Source organism: Clostridium algoriphilum (assembly GCF_020443705.1).
Lineage (GTDB): Bacteria > Bacillota > Clostridia > Clostridiales > Clostridiaceae > Clostridium_AD > Clostridium_AD algoriphilum.
This window is the reverse complement of sequence record NZ_JAIZZK010000007.1, coordinates 77184-89024: the sequence shown is the minus strand read 5'-3', so window position 1 is coordinate 89024 and position 11841 is coordinate 77184. Positions and strand designations below refer to the sequence as shown.

Sequence of the window (11841 nt, the reverse complement as noted above, 5' to 3'; positions counted from 1 at the left end):
AAGATGCTATTAAAAAGAGATAATACCAAGGAGTTGACCCCCCTGATATTATCTCTTTTTGTTTACCCATAAATACAAGGTATAATTGTGAAAGTAAAAGCTACATCTCTTTATGTAGTACTTAGAATAATAAATAAGATAATTTCACCGTAGTGACTTGCAATAAGAAACGATAAAACAATGAAATTCCACTTAGTAATTCTTCTTTTGCGAATATAAAATTCTCGTGAGACCACGCAGGACGCGTGGTCTAGCGAACCTGAGGCAGGACGCCGAATGTGAGCGATAGAGAATTTAATATGAGTAAAAGATTAGAATTACTTAATGGAATCTCCCGTTTTGAGTTCTTTTGCAAGGCACGAAGGAGAATACACTCACTACTTCATTTTTAGTATTCTACGCCTCTTAATGCTAGTCCTTTTGCTTTAGCCATAGGAATATATGCTGATGCCGTTGTTTCAGTTAATAATTTCTCTATATCCATAGCATTAATTTTCCCTTTACCTACTTCTAAAAGGCTTCCCATAATAATCCTTACCATATTCCATAAGAAATCATCTGCATTAATTTCTATTTCAATTATATTATTTTCTTCTGTTATATTTATATAATTAATAGTTTTAACAGTAGATTTAGTATTAGGAGATACTGTCGCTAAATACTGAAAATCATGAGTCCCAACTAGAGATTCTGCGGTAATCCTCATTTCGTCTATGTTAAGTTTCATTTCAGAGTTGTAAACATATTTTCTATTGAACACATTTCTTTGTTCACTATTGCTTATTTTATATACATAAGTTATTGATTTTATGTTATATCCTACATGGAATCTTTCACTTGCTTCCACCATTGATTTAACTACAATATCATCCGGTAAAGATTCATATAGATAATCCATAATAGCATCTATACTTAGATCACAATCTGTATGGAAATTAGCCGTATAATTTTCAGCATGTACTCCTACGTCTGTCCTTTCACAACCTGCAACCTCTATACGTTCCCCTGCCATTTTAGATAATGAACTTTCTATTTTTCCTTGAACTGTTAAATCGTTATCGGCTTGTTTTTGCCATCCTTTATATCTGCTTCCATCATATTCTAATATCGTTTTTAAATTTCTCATATATATCCACCTTTAATTTATTTAATTATTCATCAACTTTTTCCCCACCAACATAATTAATATATTGGTTCCTGACTGTTCATGGAAAAGCCGTCAACCATTACATCTAACCTTTCCTGCGTATCCTCTTTTATCTCTACAGGTTTTAGCTTTTTAACTATTCCAAAAGGTTCCTTCAATGAGAGTTTATCACCACGTCCTGATATAACCCACAAAGTTTTATATCCTTTTGGCATTACGTCCAGTTCTTCTTCACCTTTTCCATCTGTAAAATATATTAGTATGTTGGTATCCGTATTATTTACATACTTAAACACTGGTTCAAATTTTGTACCACCGCGACTATTACACCTCTCCCGTACACTGTTAATAGATTTGACCTTATATACCTGCCTTATCTCTGTATCACATTCAATAAGAGTTATTTCGTGTTTATAAGTTTTTACAATATTAAAAACTTCTTTTATTGCTCCCTGAAACTCCTCATCACTTATGCTACCACTTATATCTATAGCCAAGGTAATTCTAGCTGTATGTCCCCTAAGTTCTCCTCTTAAATCTAATCTATTAGGTTGACGTCTACTTCTCCTTGCTACGGTCTTTTTTTTATCACTTTCTAATGTTCCCATAATCTTTTTTAGATATAGATTCCAAGGAATTTCACCTTTGTTACCCTTCAGTCCCTTGAGGGTCTTCTCTAAATAAAGAGGAACTTTTCCTTTTTCTGAAAGTGCTGCAAATTTTTTAGTAAAATTTTTAAGAGTTTCCTCGTCTCCCTCTATGGATTCTTCCCATAAATCGTGAGTTTTAGATACATCATATTCTTTTTCTATATGCTTCTCCTTAGAGTCATCCTCTTCATTCTCATCTTCCTCTAACAGATTTAATGATTCTTGAATTTCAGCTGCATAGGATTCCATAGACATATAAGGTTGTAACTTTAAACTATACTTAAAATTTATACTGTCTATTGTTGTAGCATATGGTGGTAAATAATTCAGATATTGATTTACTACTATGTCCATGGCCATATTAATAGCCAATGTACTATATTTAGTTTTGAGACCCCGTGCGCGGTTTAAGTGGGAAGATAATATGTGATATATCTCATGTTTAATAGTGCTTTTCATCTGATCGCCACTTAGATTTAAGAATATATATGGATTAAAGTAAATAACATACCTAGATAATTTAAAGTTTACAGCTGTAGGCGCGCTTATATCATATTTTATTTCTCTAGACATTTGAAGAAGAAAATAGCCATAAAAGTTTTCATTATCTTCTATAAGCATAAAATTAACCATGCTAACAAGTTGCATAAAATCCTCTTTAAAATTGGTTGGCATATTTTTTATACTTACCACATTAGAAATCTCATCATAAAGCGAATTTTTGAGACTTTCAAAATTTTTCCCCATAATTTCACCTAACCTTTTATTTCATTGTAGGTTTTAAAATACATTTCGACGAAAGCTTCATTTTCCAAACATAACTTATAAACGCTAGCATTGTTTTCTTTAATTTCCTGCATAACTCCCATACCTAAGTCCACTGGGTATAACCTCAAGAATTCTACAAGTCTTTCTATATCACTATTAAAAACTTCTTTTTTATTTAAAATATTTAAAATATTTTTTGCAATCAAATATAACCTAGTATGGCTTTCCTTCTTAACTTCTGCAATTACCTCAAGAGATAATTTAACGCCTGTAAAAACATCATCATAAGAAATTAGAGGTTTATTATCTTCCTGTGCAAATGCCATAAACTCTCCGGCAATTTGATTACCTAAGTTACCTTTTAGAATGTTTAAGAATATTCTTTTAGCAATTGTAGCTTTGTTTTCCTTATATATACTATAGCTTTTAGAAACCCGCTCATAACTTCTAGGAGTTGCTCTTATTTGATCATCTTTTGGATTACTAAGTAAATATTCTGGAAAAGTAGATATAAATTCTATAACTTTTTGTTCTAATTTATTTTCAGAAGCCCATGAAATCCAAGCTAATGAATCACATTCCATATGTAGCAAAACAAATCTATTTTCTTGTGCTGCATCCATATCAACTACTTGATAATCAAAATCATCTCCATATTTGCTAGAAGGATTCATTGCAGCGAGTATCTTAACCTCTTTATTTAGCTTATAACCATTAATCTCTCTGTTTAATATAAGATTCATAAGCTCTTGCTGAACCGTATGCTCACAACGGTTTATTTCATCAATAAATAGAAATACCTCTTGACCATCATTTATTAGACTATTAATTTCTTGTAGTTTTGTGTGAACAGCGTAAACAGTATTTTTAACACGAACATCCTTGCCACTCGCATCTTTAAAGCTATAATCTTCAATTGTTGGAAGACCACCTATTTCCCCTTCTTTTAGAAGGTTTCCGTCTATAATAACTAAGCTCCAACCTTTGCGTTTTGCCAGTGTTTTAGCTAAGGCTGTTTTACCTATCCCACTTTCCCCTACAATTAAAGGTACTTCATCCGTTTCAATAACAAGCTCTACGCTTTGAACGGTATCCTTAAAATTCATAATTTATCCCCTTTTACATCATATTAAGTTTTTCATCAACTGCTATTTTTTTACAGGTTCTACTACCATATTTATAAATAAAGATTATTTTATCCATAGATATATTGCCGTTTTTCTCGTTTATACTTTCACAATTTATAAAATCTCTAACATATTTTTCAGTAATCTCGTCTTTAGATAATACCTCTCTAAATGCCGCCTCTACAGCATCCCTGGGTAATTCATTATTAAAATACTTTATTACCAATGCATTATGCTTTAAAAACAATATTTTTTTATCTTCATCTATATTTATAATGAACTTTATTGCAGCTTCATTTTCGCGTATTGCTAATATTTCTGCATTTATGGTTGCTTTTTTTATATATCGTAGTGCATCATAATTTATTTTTATAGCCATTATTTGAATTTCTTCACTTGGGTTATCTATGTATTTTATAGAGTCGTAATCTTTTTCTACAGCTAATCTTTGAAGTAGAACACTCGGACTTCTAGAGTATTTTATTGCGTAGCCTTTTTGCTGGATCCCTATCTTTATTAATTCTTCACATGGCTCTTTAATAAATTCTAAAGTATTCCAAAGCTTTGCCACAACATATTTTTTCATATCATAAGTTGGATTTTCTATAAACTCAATTGACATCGAATTGCTTTTTATAGCCAAATCCTTCATTTCATCAGTAGGATTTTGAATATAACGTAACATTATCCCATTTTTTTTTATAGCCATAAGTTTCATTTCATTACTGGGGTTTTCTATGTTTTTTATAACAATTGGGTTATTCTTTATCATCTCAAGAATTTTATCTTCTTTCATAAAAGTACACCTCATTACCAGACATCATCCCTCAAATAACTTGTAGATGCCTTATATATTTATACTAATTATATCATAAAAAAGAAAACTATAATTTAGAGCAAATAAAAAAAAGAGATATTTCTATCTCTTTCATAAATTGATCAAAATTTTAAGATTTATAATCCAAAATACCGTTGCCCTAATTTTTACACCTATCTTTATGATAGGTGGGTGTCCTCAGAGATGTTTAACAGTCCTTGCCAATTTAACACTGGTCTTATAAGCCAAATCCACATCTAGATCTTGAACTCCCGTATAAATATTGTAGGTTGAAAATAAGAGCTTCACGAATATCTCAGAAATACAAATTTAAAAACTTTGAATACGTTTAATTTCCTTTTGTTAACTTTATTATATCAGAATTAAAATAAAATTCAATAGTATTTTGATGATTTTTCAAAATAATTATACTAGGCAATAATGCCTTCTTTTTTTGAGTGACCTACTATATTTTTTTCTGATTTTGCATCATCACATTCTCTTTGCATTTTTTTCATGGTATTTAATATAACAGTATCTGCAATACTCATTCCTTCTAAAGATAAAACTCCTAAATTCTTAATTGTATCTTCTGCAGTTTCTGCAACTATTCCATTTCTAACACATACAATAGAATTATTTATAGCTAAAACTGCGGATTGCACAGCCACTGATGCTGAGGTTGAAAGCTTTATTGCACATCCTTCCTTTGCTCCATCACATATCATACCACTGGTGTTTGCAATGGTATTCTTTATAACTCCATCTATTTGTTCATAACTAGCACCCATTAACCACGCTAAAGCTATCCCTGCTCCAGTTCCAGCTGCAACACCACAAGCACACAATGCAGATAACCTACCTATGTAATGCTTTATATAACAGTTCATAATATGGCTTATTGCCACCGCTTTAGCTAATTCCTCATCATTAACATTAAATATATTTTTATATGCTACTAATGGCAAAATTGCTGTAATTCCGTTGTTTCCACTCCCATTACTGCTCATAACAGATAAATTTCTCCCTGCCATTCTCGCATCACTAGCAGCTGCAGTTAACATCATTGAAGAAATCATTAAGTCCTCTGAAAGAATCCCTTGCTGTATACTTTTTTTAAGAGCAAACCCTACGCCCATGCCCATTTTTTCTTTTAATCCAACCTTAGCTATAGTTTCATTCATTACTATTCCCTCTAACATAAAAGCAATATCTTTGTGAGGGATTTTCTCAATTTCCTTTATTATCTCCCTTATTCTCAAATCATAAAAACTGTTTTTCCCATTAATACTTCTCAGATCTTCTTTTCTCAGATCTATAATAACTTCTCCTAATCTTTCAATATAAACAAATCTATTATGTTTTCCGCTTATAATTACATTACAATTGCCTTTATCCGTTACAATATTTACTTCTACGTAGACCTTATCCTCAGTATCTTTGATATCTAATGTTAAAATATTGCTATGTAAAAGCTCTTTTGCAAGTTTTACTTGCGTTTCGTTAATTCCCTCAAGTACCCTTAAATCCTTTTTACTTTCTCCACCTATAAAACCCAAGGCAGCTGCAATATAAAGCCCAACTTCCTGTGTATTTGGTATCCCAACGGACAATCCATTTTTATATATATTAGGGCTAACATATATTTCTGCTTTTTCAATATAATTAAAACTTATTAATTCTTTAGCCTTTGCACATGCAAGAGCAACAGCTACTGGCTCAGTACATCCCATGGCAGGAACAACTTCTTCCTTTAGTGTTTTAATTATAAGATTTCTTAATTTCATGAAATCACTCCTATATGAATTATTCTAAGTCATCTGAAATAAAATATATCAAAAACTTATGTAGTTCCTATGAATATTATTTGAAGATGCTTAATACATATTAAAGCAATTTTCATGCCAATAAAATCGTACCGAAAATATCCCTTTCAATGCTTTTTTTCTCAAAATGATAATAATTAAAGAAAAACAGTCTCATACTGAGATTTAATTCTCAGTATGAGACTGTTTTATTCCATATTCCTTTATTTTTCTATATAATGTTGCTCGACTTAACATTAAAGCCTCAGCAGCCTTTGTAATTACCTGTTTGCTATGTCCAAAATATTCTAGAGCCTTTTCAATTTCTCTTTTCTCCAGTTCCTTAATAGGTGTAATCTCTACATTTTTATAACTCTTTACCGTATTTTCTGAAATTTTTAACCTATTAGGTAAATCCACACATTTTATAACACCACTACTGCACATATTCACAGCATATTCTATGGTATTTTCAAGTTCACGTATATTGCCTGGCCATAGATAATTCATAAAAATCTCAAGAGAAACATCATCTATTTTATTTATATGCTTTTGTAGCTTAGAATTATATTTGTCTAAAAAATAATTCACAAGAATTACTATATCATCTTTTCTATCTCTTAAAGGAGGTATATTTAGGGGAATTACATTTAATCTATAAAATAAATCTTGCCTAAACTCTCCTTCTAATACTTTTTTTTCTAAATCTTTATTAGTAGCCGCAATAATTCTTACATCTATATGAATGGGTTCTTTTCCACCAATCTTCTCAATAGCGTATTCCTGTACTACCCTTAATAGTTTAGTTTGAAGATGAATAGGCATATCTCCAATTTCGTCCAAAAATATTGTTCCCTTATTTGCTAATTCAAATTTCCCTGACTTGCCACCTTTTCTTGCTCCTGTAAAAGCACCATCTTCATATCCAAAAAACTCACTTTCTAACAATTGCTCTGGAATAGCTGCACAATTTATTGGAATAAATGGTCCCTCAGCTCTATTACTATGAAAGTGAACAGCCCGTGCAAATAGTTCTTTTCCCGTTCCACTTTCTCCCAGAATCAATACCGTAGAAGTTGATTTCGAAGCTTTTTTTGCTTCTACTTTAACTTGTTCTAAACAGTTACTACTACCTATAATACTGTCAAAGGAAGTAACGATAGTTCCTGTGGTAATATTATTTACTGTTTTTAACAGATCGGAGATGTTACTAAACGCACATACAATACCAAAGCTTTTAACTCCAATGCTAATAGGCTTTGCATCAAAAATACCTCTGAAGTGATGTTTACTACCAGTATAAGTAAATTCCTGATTTTCCAAATTCTTATGCTTTTCAATAAGATGTTTAAAATTCAAACTACCAATAAGATCTTTTACATTGGTAGTTTGAATTTCGTTTCCATGAAGCTTGAATATCTCTGCTGCTTTTGTATTATAATGAAAAATATTCCCCGTGCGATCCGCAGCCACAATACCTCTATCTACAGAATCAAGAACTATTTCTAACTCACGTGCCAAAAGCTTTATTTGCTCTGTATTTTCTTGTTCTAATAGCTTTGATGTAATTAAATCGGCCATTCTATTTAAAAAATTCATTAGGTTGACTTCATTGTTTATAATAGCCATACGTTGCTCTTCATCAAAAGCAATAAGCCCAATAACTCCAACCGTGTCATTACCTACATGAATCGGACAACAAACCTCTGCAAATTCCTTGCAAGTGTAAGCATTTTCACATTTTAAACACGCAAAATGTTTTCTAGGATTTTCAATGATAAAGTTTTCTCCCTGCGTTAAAGCAAATCCAAAAGCAGATTTTTCATTTACTTTTTCTCCAATGCATTTTCTATACCTTCCTGTACCTGCTATTCTATTATAATTATTATCTACAACAGTAACATCTACTCCTATAACGCTTGATATTGCCTCAGAAGTCTTCTGTACATTTGAAACAATTTTTATCAAATCCATACTTATCATCCTTTTGATTTTTTACGTGAAATTGTAATTATTATAACATATATATAATAAATTTGGTTAAAATAACATTGAACGGAGATGGTGACAGTGAATGAAGGTTTAATAGTACTCGTTAGAGGTGTAATCGGATTTTTTACCTTATTAATATTTACTCGTGTTCTTGGTAAGCAGCAAGTTAGTCAGTTAACTTTTTTTGATTACGTAGTTGGCATTACTATTGGCTCCACTGCATCCACTCTTACTACAGATTTAACTAGTAGAGCATGGCCTCACTGGGTGGGATTATTTACCTGGGCTACCTTGTGTCTTATCCTTCAATTAATAACTGTTAAATCAAAAACTGCAGAAGAATTTTTGGATGGTAAGCCAACTATTGTTATTACAAACGGAAAAATACTTGAGCAATCTATGAAAACTTATCGTTATACAATAAGTGACCTTTTAGCTCAGTTAAGAGATAAAGGTATTTTTGACTTAGATCAAATAGCTTATGCAGTACTTGAAAAAGATGGTACATTATCTATCTTAAAAAAGACTGAATGTGATCCAGTTACACCAAAGGATCTTAATATTAAAACCACAGCCGCAAGTATTGATTATGAAGTAATTTACGATGGATCTATTATTCAAAAGAACTTAATAAGCATTAACAGAAATGAAAGATGGTTAATTAACAAATTAAAAAAGCAAAGTATTAATGATATTTCTGAAGTGTTTTTAGCCATATACAATGCAAATAGTGGCTTACATGTAGATTTTTATAAAGATCATATAAAAGAAAAAAACAAATAATATAAAGGGGTTGCTTTCCATATGAAAAAATTTATATCATACATTATACCAATAGTTACATTAACAGCCTTTATATTAATAATGCTAGGGGGTAATTATTTAAAAAAACCTCACAATTCTTCAGAAGATGTATTTGCTTTTGTAAATATATCTATGCAAGATGCAAAAGTAGAAAATTGGGATAAACTTCAGACAGATCTAACTAATATTGATTCTGCCTGGAAGAAAATTATACCTCGAATTCAATATAGCGTAGAAACAGATGAGATATTGGATATAAATTTAAACCTTGCTAGACTCAAAGGATCCATAGACAGTAAAGATAAAAGTAGTACCTTAATTGAATTAAATGAAATCGTTGAAAATTGGAATGATCTAATAACATAGTACAGATGAATTCGTATAAGTTATAGCATACTATAAAAAAATGATTAGATATAATATTGTTTATTAATATTACATCTAATCATTTTTTAAGTTTTAAAACGAACTTTTTTTAATAACATAGAGTTCGTGTAATGCTCTAGTTGCCATCACATACCTAAGTTTATCTTCTTGCTTATATTTATTCTGTAGCACATCCGTTTTGTGCTCACCAATATCACTAGGCTGATTTAACACCATGATAACTGCATCAAACTCAAGTCCCTTAGCAAAATATGACGGAAGCACCACTACTCCGCTGTGATATACTGCATCTTCTCTATCTATGATCTTAACACTTAATGCTTCCTTAATTAACTCAAATATCTTTTCTGTTTCTTTTATATCTTTGCAGATTATTGCAATATTTTCATAAGTTTTAATTTTAAAGTCGCTAACTTTTTGAAGTATAAATTGTTTAAGTTCATCCTCATCAGTAACTAATTTCTCTTTTACCATTTCACCATTTCTCACTATAGGAACAATAGGCTCTGCATTTAGGTATTTATTAGCATACTCCATTATTTCCTTAGTAGATCTATAGCTTGTATTTAGGCTAAACTCCTGTACATTTAGATTCGGAAGTATATTTTTTAAGTCATGCATAGGTATATCGCCCTCAAATGGTATTAGTCTTTGATTGCTATCTCCGACTATAGTAAATGAATTACATTTTGTTAATTCCTTTACTACTAAGAATTGAAGTTGATTGTAATCCTGAGCTTCATCTATTACTACATGTTTTATTTCTTTAGACATCTTTATACCTTCTAATTTAATTTTAAAGTATAAGATACCACCTAAATCATTTTCAGTTAATTTTTTATAACCATTAATTTTGTTATACAAATCAACACAGTTTCCATTTTCAATCCAGGTAAGTTTTTTCTTTAAATCTAGTACTTCTTTAATAACTTCTCTAATCTTAAGTCTTCTATTAAAATCTAAGTCATTTACTTTAAGCTCCTGTTCTTCTTTAGATAAAGCAAACACAGTTTTATCATATTCCTTTTGTATAAGCCTAACTTTTTCATCTCTAGCATTGCTGATTTTCGAATAAATAATTCTTTTAATTTTCTTACTTCGCCTAAATAAAGGCATAGTTTTATAATGAACACGAAACATTTTAGTTATGTCTTCCTTAGATAAAACTAACTCATTCATAAAGAATAAATCTTCTATTGTAAAATATTCACTATCTAATTTTTCTACTTCATCATCAAGAAATTTTTTATATTGCAGAGAATTTTTATACATTATATCTTCTGTAAATTCTTTTTCTCCACTAAGCACTTTTTCCATGTATTCTTTTAGAGTCATTACTTCCTCAAGCTCTAAAAAATCAAATGCAAAGTCTCTAAATGTTGTCTGCTTAACACCTGATTCACCAAGACTTGGGAGAACTGTTGATATATATTCTATAAATACATTATTAGGACCTAATATAAGAACCTTATCTTGAAGTATTTTTCTATAATTATAAAGTAAATACGCCACCCTATGAAGTGCAATAGTAGTTTTTCCACTACCTGCAACACCATCAACCACAATAGTTTGAGATCTCGGCTGTCTTATTAAATCATCTTGTTCCTTTTGTATAGTCATTATTATATCTTTAAGCTTTTCTCCTGCATTACTACTAAGAACCATTTGAAGTATCTCATCTTTTATATCTAATGCTGAGTCAAACATGCCCACAAGCTTTTCTTTTTTTATAATATACTGCCTTTTAGCTAGAATATTTACTGGTATTTTCTCCTTAGGAGCATCATAATAAGCTTCCCCTAAAGCTCCAGTATAAAATAAAGATGCTACTGGTGCCCTCCAATCTACAATTAAAGGTTCATATGTATTCTCTGGAGTAACTCCAAATCTCCCTACATACATTTCATTAATACCATAATCTTCTTCAGAAAAATCTATTCTTCCAAAATAAGGTGAACTCTTAAGTGCAGTTAATTCCTTAAGTCTTCTATCAATAGTTTTGAAAGCCTCTTCCTTTACATATATCTCATGATCAAAATATTCAATTACCATATCTTCATCATCTCTATAGTCTTCTATTACTTTTTTCCTATATTCTAAAATATATTTTGTCATTTCTTTTCTCTTTTGAATATATTTTATAATTTCCTCGCTAATGATTTCAACTATACTTTTTAATTTTTCTTCCTCTATATTAAATTCTAGTTGCTTCTTTAATTCTACTTCTATCATACTAGTATCCATATCATTTCTATTATCGTTCAAAACTATCGCCCCATTTCTATGATTATAATCTATTTAAAAACGCACTTAAATTTTCAACAAATAGACACACGATATATTT

The 11841-nt window shown here is 30.5% G+C and carries 9 protein-coding genes and 1 other RNA gene; 2 read left to right on the top strand and 8 right to left on the bottom strand.

The features are described from left to right. Window positions 1-388: 388 nt before the first annotated feature. The 7 genes from truA to LGK95_RS07915 form a co-directional block, all read right to left on the bottom strand. Complete coding sequence (gene truA / locus LGK95_RS07945; protein WP_226123898.1) at window positions 389-1126, bottom strand: tRNA pseudouridine(38-40) synthase TruA; 738 nt, start codon at window positions 1124-1126, stop codon at window positions 389-391. A 56-nt stretch (window positions 1127-1182) separates the two neighbouring features. Next, window positions 1183-2544 (bottom strand): vWA domain-containing protein, encoded by a 1362-nt coding sequence (locus tag LGK95_RS07940; protein ID WP_226123897.1) that lies wholly within the window; start codon window positions 2542-2544, stop codon window positions 1183-1185. Window positions 2545-2552: 8 nt separating this feature from the next. Then, entirely contained in the window at window positions 2553-3671 is a 1119-nt protein-coding gene (locus tag LGK95_RS07935; protein ID WP_226123896.1) for an ATP-binding protein, read from the bottom strand. A 13-nt stretch (window positions 3672-3684) separates the two neighbouring features. Further along, the gene (locus LGK95_RS07930) at window positions 3685-4488 is read right to left on the bottom strand and encodes a hypothetical protein (RefSeq protein ID WP_226123895.1); all 804 of its coding nucleotides are present in this window, start codon (window positions 4486-4488) and stop codon (window positions 3685-3687) included. A gap of 158 nt (window positions 4489-4646) precedes the next feature. Further along, window positions 4647-4835, bottom strand: a non-coding RNA gene (gene ssrS / locus LGK95_RS07925) — 6S RNA. Between the two features lie 105 nt (window positions 4836-4940). Beyond that, complete coding sequence (locus tag LGK95_RS07920; protein WP_226123894.1) at window positions 4941-6296, bottom strand: L-cysteine desulfidase family protein; 1356 nt, start codon at window positions 6294-6296, stop codon at window positions 4941-4943. 204 nt (window positions 6297-6500) lie between these two features. After that, window positions 6501-8288: a sigma-54-dependent Fis family transcriptional regulator gene (locus tag LGK95_RS07915; RefSeq protein ID WP_226123893.1), complete on the bottom strand. Its 1788-nt coding sequence runs from the start codon at window positions 8286-8288 to the stop codon at window positions 6501-6503. Window positions 8289-8384: 96 nt separating this feature from the next. On the opposite strand from LGK95_RS07915, the gene LGK95_RS07910 reads away from it, so the two are divergent. Beyond that, window positions 8385-9089, top strand: a complete 705-nt coding sequence (locus LGK95_RS07910) for a DUF421 domain-containing protein (RefSeq protein ID WP_226123891.1) — start codon at window positions 8385-8387, stop codon at window positions 9087-9089. Between the two features lie 21 nt (window positions 9090-9110). Beyond that, window positions 9111-9476 carry a DUF4363 family protein gene (locus LGK95_RS07905; RefSeq protein ID WP_226123889.1) on the top strand — a complete coding sequence of 122 codons (366 nt, stop codon included), beginning with the start codon at window positions 9111-9113 and terminating at the stop codon, window positions 9474-9476. Window positions 9477-9569: 93 nt separating this feature from the next. Here the strand turns inward: LGK95_RS07905 and LGK95_RS07900 are convergent, their stop codons facing one another. Further along, on the bottom strand, window positions 9570-11741 hold the full coding sequence (locus LGK95_RS07900; RefSeq protein WP_226123948.1) for a HelD family protein: 2172 nt from the start codon (window positions 11739-11741) through the stop codon (window positions 9570-9572). Between the last annotated feature and the right edge of the window lie 100 nt (window positions 11742-11841).